12 protein-coding genes are annotated in these 17,993 nt (G+C 63.4%); 2 read left to right on the top strand and 10 right to left on the bottom strand.

The window, feature by feature from the left end; translation table 11 throughout:
- Window positions 1–183: 183 nt before the first annotated feature.
- The 9 genes from V5B39_RS12020 to V5B39_RS12060 form a co-directional block, all read right to left on the bottom strand.
- Window positions 184–3,387 carry a type I restriction endonuclease subunit R gene (locus V5B39_RS12020; protein WP_332343131.1) on the bottom strand — a complete coding sequence of 1,068 codons (3,204 nt, stop codon included), beginning with the start codon at window positions 3,385–3,387 and terminating at the stop codon, window positions 184–186.
- The gene (locus tag V5B39_RS12025) at window positions 3,384–4,463 is read right to left on the bottom strand and encodes a PDDEXK nuclease domain-containing protein (protein WP_332343132.1); all 1,080 of its coding nucleotides are present in this window, start codon (window positions 4,461–4,463) and stop codon (window positions 3,384–3,386) included. The genes V5B39_RS12020 and V5B39_RS12025 overlap by 4 nt, the downstream gene beginning before the upstream one ends.
- A complete protein-coding gene (locus V5B39_RS12030; RefSeq protein ID WP_332343133.1) occupies window positions 4,460–5,710 on the bottom strand; it encodes a restriction endonuclease subunit S in 1,251 nt (416 codons plus the stop codon). The genes V5B39_RS12025 and V5B39_RS12030 overlap by 4 nt, the downstream gene beginning before the upstream one ends.
- A 146-nt stretch (window positions 5,711–5,856) precedes the next feature.
- The gene (gene dinD / locus V5B39_RS12035; protein WP_332343134.1) at window positions 5,857–6,708 is read right to left on the bottom strand and encodes a DNA damage-inducible protein D; all 852 of its coding nucleotides are present in this window, start codon (window positions 6,706–6,708) and stop codon (window positions 5,857–5,859) included.
- On the bottom strand, window positions 6,705–8,336 hold the full coding sequence (locus V5B39_RS12040) for a type I restriction-modification system subunit M (protein ID WP_332343135.1): 1,632 nt from the start codon (window positions 8,334–8,336) through the stop codon (window positions 6,705–6,707). The genes dinD and V5B39_RS12040 overlap by 4 nt, the downstream gene beginning before the upstream one ends.
- A gap of 229 nt (window positions 8,337–8,565) precedes the next feature.
- Window positions 8,566–9,189 carry a ParA family protein gene (locus V5B39_RS12045; RefSeq protein ID WP_332343136.1) on the bottom strand — a complete coding sequence of 208 codons (624 nt, stop codon included), beginning with the start codon at window positions 9,187–9,189 and terminating at the stop codon, window positions 8,566–8,568.
- Window positions 9,186–10,526: a TAXI family TRAP transporter solute-binding subunit gene (locus V5B39_RS12050; protein WP_332343137.1), complete on the bottom strand. Its 1,341-nt coding sequence runs from the start codon at window positions 10,524–10,526 to the stop codon at window positions 9,186–9,188. Before V5B39_RS12050 ends, V5B39_RS12045 begins: the two co-directional genes overlap by 4 nt.
- Complete coding sequence (locus V5B39_RS12055) at window positions 10,526–11,500, bottom strand: quinone oxidoreductase family protein (RefSeq protein ID WP_332343138.1); 975 nt, start codon at window positions 11,498–11,500, stop codon at window positions 10,526–10,528. The genes V5B39_RS12050 and V5B39_RS12055 overlap by 1 nt, the downstream gene beginning before the upstream one ends.
- A 239-nt stretch (window positions 11,501–11,739) precedes the next feature.
- Window positions 11,740–13,929, bottom strand: a complete 2,190-nt coding sequence (locus V5B39_RS12060) for a UvrD-helicase domain-containing protein (protein ID WP_332343139.1) — start codon at window positions 13,927–13,929, stop codon at window positions 11,740–11,742.
- Between the two features lie 166 nt (window positions 13,930–14,095).
- Here V5B39_RS12060 and V5B39_RS12065 point away from each other — a divergent pair, with 166 nt between their 5' ends.
- Window positions 14,096–14,938 (top strand): HDOD domain-containing protein, encoded by an 843-nt coding sequence (locus V5B39_RS12065; protein WP_332343140.1) that lies wholly within the window; start codon window positions 14,096–14,098, stop codon window positions 14,936–14,938.
- 27 nt (window positions 14,939–14,965) lie between these two features.
- Here V5B39_RS12065 and V5B39_RS12070 read toward each other — a convergent pair whose 3' ends face one another.
- Window positions 14,966–15,604 (bottom strand): 5-formyltetrahydrofolate cyclo-ligase, encoded by a 639-nt coding sequence (locus tag V5B39_RS12070; protein ID WP_332343141.1) that lies wholly within the window; start codon window positions 15,602–15,604, stop codon window positions 14,966–14,968.
- Window positions 15,605–15,756: 152 nt separating this feature from the next.
- Between V5B39_RS12070 and V5B39_RS12075 the strand changes: the two genes are divergently transcribed.
- Window positions 15,757–17,700 (top strand): lytic transglycosylase domain-containing protein, encoded by a 1,944-nt coding sequence (locus V5B39_RS12075; RefSeq protein WP_332343142.1) that lies wholly within the window; start codon window positions 15,757–15,759, stop codon window positions 17,698–17,700.
- The last annotated feature ends 293 nt before the right edge of the window (window positions 17,701–17,993 follow it).

Raw genomic sequence — 17,993 nt, forward strand, 5'->3', positions numbered from 1 at the left:
GGCCGTGGGAGGGGTCGGGGGGTGAGATGGGGAATTCGCAGAGCCTGCTCTGCGCCCATCGAACGATTCCGGCGTGCAAGCCGGAATGCGCCCTGCAAGGGAGGGAAACGGTCATAACCTTCATGATCGTGGAGCGCCTGAAAAAGTCACGACCGTTAGTCGTGAGCCCGCCCGCCAGTGCGCTCATGCCGCCTCCGCGTAAACCCCTGCATTCCTTTCCGGGTAGCTCTCATATACATGCTCGAAAAGGGCGGCGCACTTCTGTGCATAGAGCGGTCGGTCGTAGCCTCCTGGAAGGTTGTCAAGCGTGTCCTCGATCGCCAGCTTCAACGACGAGCGCGCCGCCGACTTCTGCCGCCAGTTGAGTACCAGCAAGGTCTGGAGGCGAGCGAGCAGATCCTTGGCCACCTTCTTGACCTCGTCGCGCTCGGCGGCGCTCAGCTCCGGCGCAGGGCGCGTCAGGATGTCGAAGATGACCAGTTCTTCTTCGGTGAGGTTTTCGCGGACGTGGCGCTCCTGTTCGTCGTCGAGGCTGTTCGACAGCTTGAGCAGCTCCTCGAAAAGTTGCTCGATGTTCCGGCTGCCGCTGTTGTAGCTCTCGATCAGCGCCTCGAACTTCTCGGCGAAGTCGGTGCGGGTGCGGTTCAGGCGGACCAACTTCTCGAGCTTGGCCTGGATCGCTGCCTTCAGCGCCTCGAGGTCGGTGTTCTTGTGCTTCGACGCCTTGAAGCGCTGCGCCAGCGCCTCGAAGTTGATCTTCGACAGGTCGATGGCGGGCGGCCCGCCTTCGCGGATCGTCAGGCCGGTGATGGACTCATCCAGCAGGCCGGAAATCTGTCCGAGGATCGTGGCGATGTCGGGCGGGCTGGGGCTGCGCTTGGCGCGGATGGCCGCCGCCAGCATGGCGATGCCGGACACACGCACGGAGAACTCGATGGCCGCCGGGTCGGGCTGCACGGCGCGATAGAGCGTGCCGACGAATTTCTCGTGGCCGAAGAATTCACGGCGCAGGGTGTCGGGACCGATCAGTGCGTTGATCGCGTTCTCGACGGCGGCAAGCCGCTGCATGCTGCCCACCGGCAAGGCTTCCATCGCCGCGAGGTCCACGCCGTGCGCCAGGCAGAACGCCGTGGCCGCCGCCACCGCTTCGCACAGCGCGGCGACCAACCGCGCCTTGTCCTGCACCGGATTCGTGCCGCCCTTGCCGGCGCCGTAGATCGCCAGCGCCTTCTCCAGCGAGGCGAACACGTTGGCGTAGTCCACGATCACGCCGCTGTGCTTGCCGGGGAAAACCCGGTTGGCGCGGGCAATCGTCTGCATCAGCGTGTGGTTGCGCATCGGCTTGTCGAGATAGACCGTCGAACAGCTCGGCGCATCGAAGCCGGTCAGCCACATGGCGCAGACGAACACCAGTCGCAGCGGGTCGGCGGGGTCCTTGAACTTCTCGTCGAGGCCCGGTTGCGACTCATTCATGCGCTTGCGGTGCGGCCCGATGTCGAGGCCGAGCTTCTTCATCTGCGCGATCTCGTTCTGTCCCGGCGAAACGATCAGCGCCATGTCGGTGGTGGTCAGCACCTCAAGGCGTTGCTTGAGCGGCTCCCGCCCGGCCCTGGACAGGTCGTAGCGGCCCAGAGCCTCCCGAACCCGCGCGGTCTCGGCGGCCCAATGCGCCTTCACCTTGTCGTGCATGCGCAGCGCCGTGGCCTTGTCGATGGCCACCACCATCGCCTTGCCCACCGCATTGGCCAACATGCCGCGGCCAAGAAAGTGCCGCACGATGTCCTGCGCCACCGTTTCCAGCCGGTCGTCGCGGGTGATCAGGTGATATTGCCGCCCAAGCACCTTCTCGAGCTTCTCCTCCTGCTCGGCGTCGAGGTCGGCGTCCTCGATCAGGCGGTAGATGTCGTCGTTGAGGTCGGGATTAACGAGTTGCAACTCGGGCGTGCGGTTTTCGTAAAACAGCGGCACCGTCGCGCCGTCCTCCACCGACTGCTGGAAGTCGTAGATCGACACATAGTCGCCGAAGACCTCCCTGGTGCGCTCCTCGCCAGCGATCAGCGGCGTGCCGGTGAAGGCCAGGAACATCGCTTTGGGCAGCGCGGCGCGCATGTTCAGCGCCAGCGTGTCGTACTGGCTGCGGTGCGCCTCGTCGGTCAGTACGATCACCTCCGAGCGGTCGGTCAGCGCCTCGGGCCGGGTTTGGCCAGACCCGAACTTGTGCACCAGCGTGAACACATAGCGGTGGTTGCCGCGCAACAACTCGCGCAGATGCGCGCCGCTGGCCGCGTGGCACGGGTCGCCCTCGGCCTCGCTGACCGCGCCCACGGTCTTGAAGGTCTTGGCGATCTGCTCGTCCAGCTCCACCCGGTCGGTGACCACCACGAAGGTCCAGTTGCCGGCGAGCTTCCTCAGCACCTTCTGCGCGAAGAACACCATCGAAAAACTCTTGCCGCTGCCCTGCGTCTGCCAGAACACGCCGCCGCGCCCGTGGCCGAGCTGGCGCGCCTCCAGCATCTTGCGAACAGCGTTGTTCACGCCGAGAAACTGGTGGTTCTGGCCGAGTACCTTCACCAGCCCGGCCTTGTGCTCGGAGAAGAGCGTGAAGTTCTCCACCAGGTCGAGCAGGCGTTGCGGCAGGCAGGTGCCGCGCAGCATCACCTCCAGCGACACGCGGCGCGGCTCGTCCTCGCGCTCGATCCGCTTCCATTCGAAGAACCGCTCCCAGTCGGCGGTGAGCGAGCCGACGCGGCTGTCGGTGCCGTTGCTGGCGATGAGGAAGGCGTTGAACCAGAAGAGCTGCGGGATCTCCTGCTGGTAGTGGGTCAGGTTCTTGTCGAAGGCCGAGCGCGCCGGCACGCCGGGCTTCTTCAGCTCGATCACCACCCACGGCAGGCCGTTCACGAAACCCACCAGATCGGGACGGCAGGTGTAGAGACTGCCCACCACGCTGAGCTGGCTGACCAGCAGGAAGTCGTTCTGCTCCGGCTGCGCCCAATCCACCACGCGCAGGCGCTCGGTCCACTGTCCACGATCATGCCCGCCGCGCTCGCGATCCGGGACGGAGACCGGGATGCCGTCCTTGAGCAGCCGGTAGATCTCGCGGTTGGCGGCCGGGAGGCTCATCGCCGAGCGGTCGCGGGCGAGTTCGTCGATGGCGGTCTGGATCGCCTCAAGCGGCAGGCCGGGGTTGAGCTTCGTGAGCGCCGCCCGCAGGCGATCCGTCAGCACCACCTCGCCCTTGGTCTCGCGGCCCAATGTTGAAGATGAAGTGCCGCCCGTACCGAAGGTCTCCTCCATCGCCGACAGCGTCTGCCAGCCGAGCGCCGCCAACAGCCCGATGGCGGGCTGCTCGACGAGCTGGTCTTCGGTGTAGGCGTGGGGGCTCATGGTGTCTTCTTTCCTGTCATCTTCCGAAGCTTCCGCTTGGTCGAGGGAAGCGCTGCCGTGGCATCCTGCAACGCATAGAACTCGTGCAACTTGGCGGCGAGCAGTTTTTTGTCGGGCAGGTGGGTTTGGTATTCGGCGATCAGGGCCGGTGACAAGGTGCGGTTCAGTGCATACTCCACCACTTTGCTGTCTTTCGAGGCGCAGAGTAACAGGCCGATCGCGGGATTTTCGTGCGGCTTGCGCACGTCACGATCCAGCGCTTCGAGATAGAAATTGAGCTTGCCGAGGTGCTCGGGTGCGAAAGCGGTCACTTTGAGTTCCACCGCCACCAGACAATTCAAGCCGCGATGGAAGAAGAGCAGGTCGAGCGCGAAATCCTGCCCGCCCACCTGGATGGGGTATTCGGAACCGATGTAGCAAAAGTCCCGGCCCAGTTCGGTCAGGAAGCGCCCCAGGTTCATCAGCAGACTGCGGTGCAGGTCGGCCTCGGAATGCGGGTCCGGTAGTGACAGAAAATCCAGCAGGTAGGCATCCTTGAACTGTTGCTCGGCCTGCGGATGCATTGCTCTCAACGCCGTTGAGACTTTTGGCGGATCGAGGAGCGCCCGCTCAAACAACCCGCTGTCGATCTGTCGCGCCAATTCACGCACCGACCAGCGTTGCTGTGCCGCCATCCCGAGATAAAACTCTCGTTCTTCCGGTCGCTTTGCCCGGCTGAGAAGATGCAGATGCGCCGACCAAGGCAATTCTCTCAACAGTGTTGAGAGTTTCTCCGGATTCGGGTAGGCCTCGAAAAACTGCCGCATTCTCCACAGGTTCTGCGCCGAAAAACCGCGCAGACCCGGTTCGGTTCGCGCAATGTGGTCGGCCAGTTGCTCGACGGTTCCCTTCGCCCAGCCATCGGCCCGGATTCGCTCATGGAGATACTTGCCGATACGCCAGTAGAGGTCGATCAGCTCCGTGTTGACGGCCTGAACGGCCCGCTGCCGCGCCGCACGGATCAGCCCCACCACTTCGCCGAATGCGGCATCGGTGGTGAGGGGATTTGCGTAGGGCTTCTTGCCGGTGCTTCTCATGACGCCCCCCCTTGAGGCGTCGCCTCCACATCGATCTGGCCGGAGAGCAGGCGCGGCAGCAGCAGGTCGCGGGTGCGGCGGAGGTTTTGGATTTGGCGTTGGAGTGTGTTTACTTGATCAAACACGGCGTCTGATTTGCTAGCAAAGCGTGCAACGAGTTCCCGGGGCGGCTTTACGACCTCCATCCGGCGGAATGTGTCCACAATGATGGTGTCGAACGTCGCGCCACCGACGTTTGTTTTCAGGTAGTCCACCTGCTGTAGCGTCATCAGAAAGAGGAATCGCTGCGCAATGCCGCTCTTGCCGCGCAGTGCATAGCATGACTGGTTCATCGCCATTGGCACGGACGGAAGCGCGACTTTGCCGACCGTGCCGCGTGCAGTGATGAACACGGTGTCGGGCGGGTAGAGTTCACTCGAGCACTTCGAGAGTCCGAGTGCGGTGGCGTGCTTGTCTGTGTCTTGAACGTAGAAGCAGTCAGGCACATCGCGCGGCGTGAAGAATGGGATTTCACCGTTCCAATATTCGGCAACATCAGTCTTAGGCGTGCCACCGCTCAACACTTCTGCGAGTTCCGTGAACGCACTCACCTCCCACCCCTGCGGAATCTCGCCGAGGGGAGACGGAACTCGGGGGAGGGATTCGTGACCGGGGAAGCGGAAGTGGACGAACCACTCGCGGTAGAGGGCGCGGGCCATCGCCTCCAGAATCTTGATGCGCCGCTGGCTGTTTTCGATCAGCTCGTCGTAGGCCGACAGGATGCCCGCGATGCGGCGCTGGATGGGGAGGGGGGGAAGTGGGACTTCAAACGACTCAATGTGACCCTTGGTTAGCGCACGTCTGCTGCCGCCTGTGTTGAAAGACTCCATGTATCGTTTCGCAAGCGGGTGAGTCAGAAACGAAAGCAAGTAGCCTGGTTCGCAAACCTCACGATTTACGCGAATGATTGATACGTGCTGGTTGACGCACGCCGGGAGGATTTCGTCGGGAACAATACACGCGCGAGCGAAAGTGACGCCGTCCCCGGTGATGTTGAGAAGCACGTCTCCCGAGCGGACTTCAGCATTCCGCAACTCGCGGGAATGCTCTTCGGAGATGAAGGCGAGGCCCACGTTGTCGAAGTACCGGTCGAAGACGTGTTGGCTCCGAATGAGTGCGTGAGACGCCCGCTGCGTCAGATAAACAGATTTGCCACCGTGCGGCGTCGCGCCGCTTCCAACCTTGGCGGCAAAATCGCTGACCGTCATGATTCTCCATCCCGGCGGCAGGTCACCGATTGCTGTGCGTTCTGATGGTGCGGCGCTCATCATCACGCCCCCAAAATCCCCGCCACATTCGCGGCGATGGTCTGTTCCAGTTCCATCGCCTGGGCGTTCAGCACTGCGCTCACCCCTCATTCCTCCGGCGACAGTGCATCCGGGTTCTTGAGGGACTTCTTCTCTTCAGATGCCAACCGCCGCTCGACCTTCTTCACATCTTCGGCCGGTGGCAAGGTCTCGGGGCGGATGCCGCGTTCGAGCAAGGTGTTGCGCACGGCCTGGTGATTGGCGACATGCTCCCTTGCGATGGCGGACTCGCTTTTCATGCGGTGTTCGCGGGCGTTGAAGATGGTGATTTCGGTGGCGAAGTCCTTGGCCTTGAGGATGATCGTCGGCGCAAAGTCGGCCAGCGGACGGTTGTCGGGCACTTTCCATTGCGCCTTCATCGCCTGTGTATTCTTGTTGAACAGGGCATGATCGCCCTTGCTGCGGATCAGTGCGAAATTCTGCTCGCCGCCGGTCTGTTCAAAGATGACGTCAGAGAGTTCCTTTTCGGTGGCGCTGAGCTTCTTGCGCGCGCTGATACGCTCGGTTTCGAGCAGGCGTTGCTCGATCAGTTCGGCACGACGGGTCTGGACGGCGAAGTAGGTCTGGGCGAAGGCGATTTCGGCTTTGCGCGAATCGCCGTTCTGGGCGATCAGGTAGCAGGCGTAGCGCGTGAGCATGAAGTCTTCGATTTCGCGCTGGCTGCCGGAGCCGAGGTCAACCATTTTGGTGACGCCAACAAAATGGTCGCTGGCCAGGTGTCCCGAGACTTCGCAGGCCGTCTTGGCCTTGGAAATCGCGGTGTTGTTGAAGTTGCGCCACTCGCCATAGCCCAGTAAATGCTGGAGGTCGCGGGCCAGCCAGTACTCGATGCCGCTCTCGGTTTGCTGTGCGTGGCCTTCGAAGGTTTCGGTCAAGCTGTGAACAAGTTCGGTTTTCATTTTTCAAGTATCTCCGCAACATTTTTGGCGATCGTCGCTTCCAGTTCCCGCGCCTGGGCGTTCAGCCCTTCCAGCTCCTCATTCAGCGCTTCCAGTTGGGTCTTGAAGTCCTCGTCGCTCACCGCCTCGCCCGGCGCGACGCCGACATAGCGGCCGGGGTTGAGCGACCAGCCCTGCGCTTCGATCTCGGCCAGCGTCGCCGTCTTGCACAGGCCGGGCACGTCGGCATAGGCGGGCGAGTTTTTTCCATTTTGGCCGAACACTTCCTTGAGCTTGGCCGCCGTCTCCTCGCCGCCCACGGTCAGGTCGGGCGCTTCGCCGCGATAGAGGCGAACCAGGTTGGCAATGAAGCCGATCTGCGCGGGCGTCCAGTCGCGGTGGGCGCGGTCTACCTGCCGGTAGATGTGGCGGGCGTCGATGAACAGCACGGTGTCGGCACGCTTCGTCTTCGCCTTGCCCCGGTCGAGAAACCACAGTGTGCAGGGCAGCGTGACGGTGTAGAACATGTTGGGGCCGACGGCGACCATCACATCGACCGCCTGCGCCTCGATCAGCTTCTGCCGCAGCTCGGCTTCGCTTGCGCGGGCGTCCGAGGCCGAGTTGGCCATGACGAAGCCGGCGCGACCCTTGGCGTTGAGCGCCGAGTAAAAGAGCTGAATCCAGAGGTAGTTGGCGTTGTCGGTGCGCGGCAGGCCGAAGGGAAAGCGGCGGCCCGCGCCGACCATGTCCTTGAGCCGTTCCTTGTCGACCGCGTTGACGTTGAAGGGCGGATTGGCGAGCACGAAGTCGAACTGGCCGGTGGCTGCGTGCGGGTCGTCGTAGTAGCTGTTGACGTTGCCGCCGTGGCGGATGTCGCCCTCCAGCCCGTGCACCGCGAGGTTGAGGCGGGCGAGGCGGCCGGTCTCGTCGGTCTTCTCGACGCCGCAGATGGCCAGCTCGGCGGCCGGGTTCTGGTGGTGCTCGGCGACGAAGCGCGCCGACTGCACGAACATGCCGCCCGAGCCGCAGGCGGGGTCGAGGATGCGGCCGTGGTAGGGCTCGATTACCTGCGCGAGCAGCTGCACGATGCTGGCGGGGGTGTAGAACTCGCCGCCGCCCTGGCCCTCGCTCATGGCGAACTCGCCGAGGAAGTATTCGTAGATGCGGCCGAAGGCGTCGAAGTCGAGCGTGGCCGGGATCTCGGAGATCTTCTTGAGCAGCTCCTTGAGCAGGGTGCCGGTGAAGAGGTTGAAGGTCTTGGGCAGCACACCGGCGAGTTGCGGGTTGTGCTTCTCGACCTCGCGCATCGCCGCGTTGACCTTGCCGCCAATGTCGGCCACTTCGGGGAGGGTCAGGAGAAAGTCGAAGCGCGCCTCGGGGGCGAGGTAGAGCACGTTGTCGGCGTGGTAGGCGGCCGGTTCATCGACGCGGCTGCCCCGGCGGGAGGAGGCGCCGGCGGCCTCCAGCTTCTTGCGCCGGGCGGCAAAGCGCACCTCGGCAAAGCGCAGGAAGATCAGGCCGAGGATCGGGCCGGAGTATTGCTGCGCCTTGAGGCCGGAGTTGGCTCGGAACTGGTCGGCGGCATCCCACAGGCGCTTTTCAAGCGAAGTGGAGGCGGCGTCTTTTTCGGTGGGGGCGATCCAGTGCAAGTATTCGTCTCCTTGGTCCTATGGCGGCGTACCAAACGGTCATGACTTTTCCAGGCACCCCCGATCATGAAAGTCATGACCGCTTCCCTCCCTTGTAGGGCGCATTCCGGCTTGCACGCCGGAATCTTTCGATGGGCGCGGAGCAGGCTCCGCGAATTCCCCCTCTCACCCCCGACCCTCCTCCACGAGGGGGAGGGGAGATTCGTGAGTCGCTGGCGCGACTTTCACATTAAGCGTTCACCCAGTCGATGATCGCCTGCCATTGCTCCAGATCTTTCGCCGCACGCGATGCCGACAGGTCGAACATGGTCATCCCGTGCATCGTTGTCTGCACGTAGAGTTGCGTATTGCGCAGATGGGTCAGGACCGGCAGGTCGTATTTTGCGAGAAAGCGCTCAAGCTCGGCGGCGGCTCGGGTACGCGGGTCGACGCGCATGCCGACCACGGCAACGAACGCCTGTTCGTTGCGTACCGCTTTCTCGGCCAGCAGCGTCTCCAGGAAATGGCCTGCCGCGAGAATGTCGAACAGCGAGGGTTGCACCGGAACGATGACCCGGTTGACCTGTTTGACGACGGTGTCGAGCGCTTTGCCGTGCATCCCTGCCGGCGTGTCGAGAACCACATGCGTGGTGCCTTTCGGAGGTTTGGCGGTTTTTCCGGGCTCGATTTCCCAGCTACGAATCGGCGGCAGGATCGATGGCCGCAAGCGCAGCCATTCCCGCGACGACTGCTGACGATCGACGTCGCCGAGCATCACGCGGTGGCCACTGCGCGCGAGATGGCCGGCCAGATTGATGGCCAGTGTCGATTTCCCCGACCCGCCCTTGGGATTCGCAATCAGGAAGGATTTCATTCTTCATTGTCCTTGTCATGGTTCGTAGCGAGCCGGCGAAGCTCTGCACGCACCAGGTTGATGTGCTCGCGCAGAGTGTAAAGCAGATCGCTGAAGGCCAGTGGAATATTGAGCACGCTGGCCCCCTCGTCGATATGATCGAGATGGTCCACGTACTGCTGGTGGCGAGCCGGGTCATAGTGATGACGCAGATCGTTTTCGAGGAACTTCAGGTCACCGTAGTAGCGAAAGATCTTCGCGCGCACCCGCCAGCTATAGATCGCCGGTGCGAACTTCAACAGCGGCAGCGACAACATCAACAGCGGCAGAACCATCACGAACAGGCGCTCGACCAGCACCGCCAGCCAGAAAGGCAGATACACCTGCAAAAACGGCGGCCCCGACTTGTAATAGTGCTCGGCGTCTTTCGACAGCGGAAAGCTGTGGTCCTTATAGGCCGGGAATTCGCCGGCACGCTGGAAAAAGCCGCCCTTGCCGTTGACTTCGGTCATCGCCTGCAACAGCAGGCTCGCCAGCGCCGGATGCAGGTCGTCGCGAACGATGAGGTTGGCCGTGGTCGCCAGCAGCAGGGTATCGCGCGGCGGCACATCGCGCACCAGATCGACGACGCCGCGTGGCAGCACGATCTTCGAAAGGAACGGGAAACGGCGCAGATAGGCTTCGGCCTGGCTCAGGCTGACGACCCGCAGGCCCGGCGAACGCAGCATGACCTGCACGACCGGCGCTTCCTGGGCAGCAACGATGAAAGCGGCATCGATCTGTCCCTGCTGCAAGGCTTCGGCGGCGGTGAGGCCGGCAATCGGCAAAAGGTTCGGGCTGTTGGCCGGGATCTCGTTGGCTTCCAGCAGGCTCAGCGCGAGCCCGCGGATACCGCTGCCGTCCTCCCCGACGGCGATTCGCTGACCCGCCAGTTGATGCAGTTTGTCGACACGTTGTGCTCCGCGATAGAACACCCACACCGGCTCGTAGGAAACGCTGCCCAGTGAACGCAGCGGGCCATCCTCGTCGTCCTCGCCAGCGGCCGGTGGAACGATGCCGCCCTGCACGAAGGCGATGTCGGCCTCACCCTTTTCGATCCGTTCGAGGTTCTGGTGCGAACCCGCCGAAGTCAGGATGTCGAGCGTGATGCCCTTGGCCGCCAGCAGGACGGCGTAGCGCTGGGCGTAGGCATAATAGGCTCCGGAGTCGCTGCCGGTGGTGATGGTGATGCGTCGGGGTGGCTCGGGCGCGACGAACTGGTAGGCGACGGCCAGACCGATCGCCGTGATCAGGACGATCGGCCAGGCCGTCGCCAGCAGATAGCGGAGGGCAACCAGCCGGGCGCGCAAACGCGGCATCAGGGCAGCAGGATGGTCGATCCGCTATGTTTGCGCGCTTCGAGGTCACGATGCGCCTGCGCCACTTCCGACAGGGGGTAAGTCTGGTTGATCTCGATTTTCACCTGCCCATTGCTGACCACGTCGAACAACTGGGCGCCGAGCGCGAGCAGATCCTCGCGCTTGGCGGTGTAATGCATCAGGGTCGGCCGGGTCAGAAACAGCGAACCCTTCTGCGAGAGCAGCAGCGGGTCGAAGGGCGGTACCGGACCGGAGGCGTTGCCGAAGCTGACCAGCATCCCGCAGGTGCGCAGGCTGTCGAGCGAACCGGCAAAGGTCTCCTTGCCGACTCCGTCGTAGACCACGGCCACGCCTTCACCGACGGTGATTTCGCGGACCCGCCGGGCGAAGTCCTCGCGCGTGTAGTCGATCACGTGGTCGCAACCGTGCGCGGCAGCCAGCGCCGCCTTGGCCGCGGTCGACACCGTACCGATCACGGTGGCACCGAGTGCCTTGGCCCACTGGCAGGCGATCAGACCGACACCGCCGGCCGCGGCATGAATCAGCACGGTGTCACCGGCCTGAACGCGATAGGTACGGCGCAGCAGATAGGCGCTGGTCAGACCCTGCAACATCATCGCCGCCGCGGTGCGGAAATCAATCGTGTCCGGCAATTTCAGCAGACGGTCGGCGGGCAGACAGCGGACCTGGCTATAGGCGCCGACCGGCCCGCCGGCGTAAGCGACGCGATCGCCGGGGCGCAGTTCGCTGACGCCGGCGCCGACGGCGTCGACGACGCCCGCAGCTTCCAGACCGAGGCCGTTCGGCAACTGCAGCGGATAAAGACCGCTGCGATGATAGATGTCGATGTAGTTGAGACCGACGGCCTGGTGGCGCACGCGCGCCTCTCCAGGCGCCGGATCGGTGACTTCACGCTCTTCCCAACACAGGACTTCGGGCCCACCGGTGCGGTGCATACGAATGGCAAATGGCATGGTGATCTCCTGATCTGACGTAACGCGACAGTCTAGTGTGGCGCCCGCTTCTTAGGCAAGCGCAAAAAAGCCCTTGCGGTCTGCCATCTGACCCCCTGAGCGACCGGTGGTCCACAGACTTATCCACACAATCGGTGGGTAAAGAGGCCAGATATCCACCGTTTTCTTCACCATGGGTCATCGCGAAGAATGCCCCCGAATGATGAAGGATCAAGGTCGTGGCGACGATGCCTGGCTCGTCAGGCCGGCGTCAGTCGGGCGTACTCGATCACCAGCCACTTCATCCCGCCGGCACCAAAATTGACCTGCACGCGTGCTTCGGGCCCCGACCCTTCGATGGCCACGATGACCCCGGCCCCGAACCGGGCATGGCGCACGTTCTGGCCGATCCGTAGACCACCGGCCGCGGTCGGTGCCTGCCAGCCGGGACTGCTGGTCGGACGGGCGGGTACCTGGCCGCTGCCGCGGTTGATCCTGCGCAACAGCGTTGCCGGCAGCTCTTCGAGAAAGGACGAAGGCAGACAGTAGCGCGTCTGCCCGTGCAGCAGGCGCGTCTGCGCGTGGCTCAGATAGAGGCGGCGGCGGGCACGCGTCAGGGCAACGTACATCAGTCGCCTTTCCTCCTCCAGGCCGTCGCGCTCCTGTGCCGCGTTCTCGTGCGGAAAAAGACCCTGTTCGAGGCCAGTGATGAAGACCACATCGAACTCGAGTCCCTTGGCGGCATGCACGGTCATCAACTGGACCGCCTCCTCGCCTTCGCCGGCCTGATGCTCGCCGGCCTCCAGCGAGGCGTGCGCGAGAAAGGAAGCAAGCGGACCGCCATCCGGCACGACTTCGCCATCACTCGCTGAATCGCCTGGAGAGCCACTCTCTTCGTGCAGGAAAGCCGTCGCGGCGTTGATCAGTTCGTCGAGGTTCTCGAGTCGGTCATGGCCTTCCTTGTCGGTCAGGTAATGCTGGCGCAGGCCGCTCTTGTCGATCAACTGATCGATCACGATCGGCAGGGGAAGAGCGCGGGTTTCGTTGCGCAGCGTCTCGATCAGGCGTACGAATCGGGCCACTGCGCTCCCGGCCTTGCCGGCGAGGCTCGCGGCCGCGTTGTAGAGGCTTGAATTCGTCTGCTTCGCCGCATCCTGCAACGCTTCGAGGCTGCGACTGCCGATCCCGCGCGTCGGAAAGTTGACCACCCGTGTAAAAGCCGTATCGTCATCGGGGTTGGCGATCAGGCGCAGGTAGGCCAGCGCATGCTTGATCTCCTGCCGGTCGAAGAAGCGCAGGCCGCCATGCACGCGATAGGGCACCGCCTGAGTGAATAATTGGTGTTCGAGGACGCGTGACTGTGCGTTGGAGCGATACAGCAGGGCGATCTGATGGCGTTCAACCCCTTCGCGGACGAGTTCGGACAGCTCGTCGACGATGAAACGCGCCTCGTCGATGTCCGAGTGCGCCTCGAAGACACGGATCGGTTCGCCAGCACCGGCTTCGGTCCAGAGCTTCTTGCCCAGCCGACCGCGGTTCTGCTGAATCAGGGCATTGGCGGCGTCGAGGATATTGCCATGCGAGCGGTAGTTCTGTTCGAGCCGAATCACGTTCGGCAACGCGAATTCGCGCTGCAGGTCGCGCATATTGCCGATCTCGGCGCCGCGGAAGGCGTAGATCGACTGGTCGTCGTCGCCGACCGCGAAGAGACAGGCCGCACTACTTGCCGGAATGACGCTGCCGTGTCCGGCGAGCAGCTTCAGCCAGGCATACTGGAGGCGGTTGGTATCCTGGAATTCATCGACCAGGATATGCCGGAAACGCGCCTGATAATGCTGGCAGAGCGGCTCGTTGCGTTGCAGCAGTTCGTACGAGCGCAGCAACAGTTCGGCGAAGTCGACCACCCCTTCGCGCCGGCACTGCGCTTCATATTCGGTATACAGCTCGACCCGGCGGCTGGTGAAGACGTCATAGGCTTCGGCCTGGGCAGCGCGCAGGCCCTGTTCCTTGTGCGCGTTGATGAAGTGCATCAGCTCGCGTGGCGGAAACTTCTGGTCGTCGACATTGAGGTTCTTCAGCAGGCGCTTGATCGCTGCCAACTGGTCCACCGCATCGAGAATCTGGAACTGCGCGGGCAGCCCGGCCTCGCGGCAGTGCGCGCGCAGGAGGCGGTTGCAGAGACCGTGAAAGGTGCCGATCCACATGCCGCGCGTGTTGATCGGCAGCATCGCCGCGAGCCGCAACTGCATTTCCCTGGCCGCCTTGTTGGTGAAAGTCACCGCCAGGATGCCCTGCGGCCCGACCTGCCCGGTCGAGATCAGCCAGGCGATGCGCGTGGTCAGGACGCGCGTCTTGCCGCTGCCGGCACCGGCAAGAATCAGGGCATGTTGCGCTGGCAGCGTGACGGCAGCCAGCTGTGGCGCATTGAGGTTGGCGAGCAGATCGGACATGGCGAAGGGTTTCCCGACAAGGCAGCCCTGGATTATAACGGGCGCGCCGTGCTGACTTCGGCTTGCCGCAGCCGGAACGGGGGCGGGCGGCATCGGTGCGTGGCATTGCTGAGCACAGCGGAGTGGAGTACCTTGTTGATCTATCAAAAATCAAAGAAGGAAAAAAATGGCGAAGTTGATTCCAGTCGAGGTGATTGAGAAAACCCTGAAGGGAATCACGATCCCCGCCAGACCGCAGGCCCTGCTCCATCTCCAGAACGAACTCAAGAAAGGCGACCCGGAACCGCGGGTCATCGTGCGTCTGGTCGTCGGCGACGTCGGCCTCTCGGCAGCCGTGCTCAAAACGGTGAATTCCCCTTTCTTCGGCCTGTCCAGAAAAATCAGCTCGGTCGCCCAGGCAGTGAGCCTGCTGGGCATGAAAGCCGCTGCGCAGATCGTTACCGGATTGGTTTTGAGGGCTGCCGTGGGTGGCAAGGAGCCGTCGCTGGAACGTTTCTGGGACAGTGCCGAAAAAGTTGCCGGTATTGCCAGTTACATCGCATCGACGATCCCCAGAGGGCCTCGCGACGACGCCTACTGCTTCGGACTGTTCCACGACGTGGGCATTCCGATCCTGATGCAGAAATTCCCGGATTACCGGCAGACTCTGGCGCTGGCGGACAAGGACAGCTCCCGGCCATTGACCGCCGTGGAAGATGAGCGGCATGCGACCGACCATGCGACCGTTGGCTACCTGGTGGCCAAGGGCTGGTTCCTGCCCGAGGCGATCTGCGAAGGCATTCTCCACCATCATGATCCCTTGGTCTTTGACGACAAGGACAGCGTCAACCCGCAGGCGCTGACCCTGATCGCGATCAACGCCATGGCCAAACATTTTCATGACGATTACTTTTTCATGCGCGGCAACAGCCGCTGGGGAATGATCGGCGCACGAGTACTCGATCATCTGGGGCTGCAGGATGACGAGTACAGCGATCTGCGGGAAGATTTGATCAGCATGTTCAAATGAACAACCTCACCCTTCGCCGCTCACCAGTCATGCTGCCACTGGGCCGGCTGCCGGCCGAGCCATTGCGGCGCCTGGCGAGGGGAAAAAGATTCCATCTTCGGTGACCATCACGTCGAGCCGCTGGTCATGCGGTTCGGGGTGGATCGAATCCCGCCGGGCCAGTTCAAAACCGACGCCAACCGCCAGCGGACGCGGCGAGAGCGAGGCCAGCGTGCGGTCGAAGTAGCCGCCGCCGTAGCCGATGCGATGGCCGGCGGCATCGAAGCCATTCACCGGGATCAGCAAGGCTTGCGGGATCAGAAAATCACCTGCCTCTGGCGCCGGGATGCCATGCTGGTCGACGACCATCGCCGTGTCTGGCGACCAGGCGCGAAAAGCCAGCGCCCGGTGTTCATCGATCACCACCGGCAGCAGCGCCGCGAAACCTGGCCGACCCTCGCCGGCCCAGTCTGCAATCAGCGGCCGGAGGTCGGGTTCCTTCCTGAACGGCCAGCAGAAACCGACGCGCATTCCCGAGAACTGTGGAAAACCGGCTTGCAGGAGCGCACGGATGCGTCGGCAATGGTCATCCCAGGCGTCGTCCGGCAAGGCCAGCCGACGCGCGATCAGTTCCTTGCGCAGCGCACGCCGGTCGGCAACGATTCCCGGCATCAACCCGGCGGTCATGTGATATGCTCAAATGCAGTGTTTTTCGAGAAACCCAGCTTATCATGTTTCAATCCACGCCCCTAAAGGGGGGCGAATTGGGAACGGGTTACCCCTCTCCCAAATGAACTAACCCCCTGAAGGGGGAGGTTTCAAACCGGAGTTAGTTTTTGATGAAGTTCCGTCAGTCGATCCTGCTCATCCTCATCCCCCTGTTTCTGGCACCCACCCTGGCCTTCGCGCTGACGCCCGACGAGCAGTTCCTGGCCGCACGCGACGCTGCACGCGCCGGCGACCGGGCCAAACTCGAACGACTGGCGCCTTTGCTGCAGGGCCATGAACTCGAAGCCTACGTCGAATACTGGCAGCTCCTCCCGGACCTCAAGGACAGCGATCCGGCGACCGTGCAGGCCTTCCTCGGCCGCCACGAAAACAGCTACATTGCCGAGAAACTGCGCACCGACTGGCTCCGCCAGCTCGCCAGAAAGCAGCAATGGTCGGTCTTTGACAGCGAGTATCCGCGCCTGGCGCAAGCCGACCAGGAACTTGCCTGCCAGGCACTGCAGAGCCGGCGTGTGCAGGGCGACCCGCGCGTCCTCGACGATGCCCTGCCGCTCTGGCTGACCCTGCTCGAACCCCCCGAACCCTGTTATCCGATCCTCGAAGCGCTGATCATCGACAAGCGGGTACTGGCCGATGCGGTATGGGCGCGCATTCGCCGCCAGTTCGAGGCCAACAAGATCGCAGCCGCCCTGTATACGATGAATTACCTGCCCGCCAGCCAGATGCCGGAAAAGAAGCTGGCACAGACGGTCGTCGATACACCACTCCCCTGGCTGGGTCGATTGCCGAGCGACTTCTCGGGCAGTCGCGCGCAGCGCGAGCTGGCGGCACTGGCGATTCAGCGCCTGGCCCGCAATGATCCGCGGACGGCCGCCGATCAGCTCGAGAAAATCGGGGGATCGATGAAATCCGGTGAAAAGGCCTGGGCATGGAGTCAGATCGGCTGGCAGGCGGCACAGCGGCATCTGCCGGAGGCCATGGATTGGTACCGGCTGGCCGGTGACGCCCCCCTTTCCGACGAGGCTGCCGAGTGGAAGGTACGCGCTGCGCTGCGGGCGCAGGACTGGGGTAGCGTTCGTGCCAGCATCGAAAAGATGCCGCCGGCGCTGGCCGCACAACCCGCCTGGGTGTACTGGCTGGGTCGCGCCTACCGCGCTGGCGGCCGCCTGGAAGACGCCAACACGCTGTTCGCGAAGATCGCCGGACAGCCCCACTTCTACGGCACCCTGGCCAATGATGAGCTCGGCCGCAGCACCATGACCCCGCCCAAGGCGGCACCACCGAGCCGGGAAGAGCTGGCGCAGGTCAGTGCCATGCCCGGTGTGCGGCGCGCGCAGGCCTTCTTTCGCCTCAACCTGCGCAGCGAGGGCAGCCGGGAATGGAGCTGGGCCCTGCGCAGCATGAGCGACCGGGAACTCCTCGCGGCCTCCGAAATCGCCGTGCGCGCAGGCAATTACGACCGTGCGATTGCCGCCGCCGACCGCACCCGTAACGAGCACGACTACTCGCTGCGCTATCTGGCGCCCTACGGCGACCAGGTCCGGCCGGCAGCGCGCAATCAGGCGCTGGACGACGCCTGGGTGTATGGCCTGATGCGCCAGGAAAGCCGTTTCATCAGCAGCGCCCGATCGAACGTCGGTGCTTCCGGGCTGATGCAACTGATGCCGGCGACCGCCAAATGGGTGGCCAACAAGATCGGTCTCAAGGATTTCCAGCAGGCCAGGGTCAACGATACCGAAACCAATGTGCTGCTCGGCACCACCTACATGCGCCTGGTCCTCGAAAGCCTCGACAATCACCCGGTGCTCGCCTCGGCTGCCTACAACGCCGGCCCTGGTCGGGCGCGCAGATGGCGTGCCGAGCGGCCGCTGGAAGGCGCCATCTATGCCGAAACCATTCCCTTCAACGAAACCCGCGATTACGTCAAGAAGGTGATGAGCAATTCCGTCTATTACGCGGCTCTCTTCGATGGCAAACCGCAAACCCTCAAGAACCGGCTCGGCGTGATTGCGCCGCGCACCGGGGGCGAGGCGAGGATCGACGATTTGCCCTAACGGTCATGACTTTTTCAGGCACCCCCGATCATGAAAGTCATGGCCGTTTCCCTCTCTTGCAGGGCGCATTCCGGCTGGCACGCCGGAATCGTTCGATGGGCGCGGAGCATGCTCCGCGAATTCCCCATCTCGCCCCACGACCCTTCTCACGCGAGAGGGGAGGGCAGGAGTGGCCAGTATAGAGATGTTTTCGCTCCTCGCAAAGCCTTGCCGCTACTGGGGAGTGGGAGTGTTGGGAGAGACCGATATGCCCCTCCCCCCTCGCGGGGGATGGGTTGGGGAGAAGGGGCCGT

It is taken from the genome of Accumulibacter sp. (assembly GCF_036625275.1).
Taxonomy (GTDB): Bacteria; Pseudomonadota; Gammaproteobacteria; order Burkholderiales; family Rhodocyclaceae; genus Accumulibacter.